Genomic DNA, 1,162 nt, shown 5'->3' with positions numbered 1-1,162 from the left:
CGCCCGGTGGTCGGGTGGGGTCGGTGCCGCACCGGGGTACCTCCTCGGCGGCGCACGTGCACGTGGTCTCTTCGGCTTTCTCGCCGTCTCGTGCGCCGCGCTGCGGGGGCACCCCGCTACGTCCCCTCCGACCGGTTCGGGCGCACAAAGCGGAGTGGGGGTTACGCGCTTCGGCCGGTGAGGGCTGAGGCCGCTGCGCGGCTTGGGGCCGGTGGGTCAGGGGCGGTACGCCGACGTCGTCGGGGGCGGCGGCGTCGCGGGGCGGGTCGCCGGAACGCGCGGGCGGCGTGTGGGACCGGTTGCACCATCCACGAAGCCTTCCTCGGCCTCGCTACCTGTCTCACCCGCCGACACGTCCAACGCCTTTGTCGGGGCCCCTAGCCCGGCGACGGCGCGGTCCGGCGGCGGTAGTAGGCGATCCCGAGAGCGATGGTGATAGGTCCCCACGCGGCGATCGGGGTGATGCACACCGTCGCAAGCGCCTGCCAGGCGTCATTGGTGTATCCGACGGTGTCGACGATGCCGTACGGGGTCAGCCTGCGACCGTCGCCGATCGGGGCGTCGGTGAACATCAGGGTGAGAATCAGGCCGCCGAGGATGGCGGGGACAACGGCCGCCATCGGTCGGATGCGTCTGCCGCCGATGATCGGAATCCAGGTGGGTGCCACCTCTCCCCAGCCCCGGACCAGCCCAATGGTCAAAATCGCGATCGCTTCCGATAACACGCTGAGCCCGAGGATGTACGGGATGCTCACCCAATAAGGCGGCATGCCGAGATCCTGAACCTGCCCCATCTCGAAGTGCAGGGCGAAGGGCAGCCGCCACAGGCACGACGGCAGCAGAAGCAGCGGAAGCGCGTGGGCCAGTCGCATAGCCCAGCGGGGAACGGGCCGCTCGGTGTCACTGACGGGCGGGGGCGTGTGAAGGGCCTTCAGCTTCATGGCTTCATCCTCGTGAAGCAGGCACAACTAGGGATCACCCCTGCGGGCCCAACCGCTCCCCCGCGCGAAGGACACAGTACTGAACAGCGTCCCCCGCAGGGGGGACGGCCGTGTCGGCCTCAAAGTGCCACCGATGGTTGCCCCCCCACTGCGGGCGCGTCGCTCTACGGGCCGGAGGGGACGTGGCGGGGTGCCCCCGCAGCGCGGCGCACATGCTCCCA

1 protein-coding gene is annotated in these 1,162 nt (G+C 70.4%); it reads right to left on the bottom strand.

Annotation, left to right across the window (positions count from 1 at the left end; translation table 11 throughout):
* Positions 1-377 precede the first annotated feature (377 nt).
* The gene (locus ACSNOD_RS31295) at positions 378-941 is read right to left on the bottom strand and encodes a hypothetical protein (protein WP_436770456.1); all 564 of its coding nucleotides are present in this window, start codon (positions 939-941) and stop codon (positions 378-380) included.
* Positions 942-1,162 lie beyond the last annotated feature (221 nt).

Origin of the sequence: Streptomyces sp. URMC 123, assembly GCF_051386515.1 — a bacterium.
GTDB lineage: Bacteria > Actinomycetota > Actinomycetes > Streptomycetales > Streptomycetaceae > Streptomyces.
The sequence above is the reverse complement of the archived record's forward strand: the minus strand, read 5'-3'. Positions and strand labels throughout refer to the sequence as shown.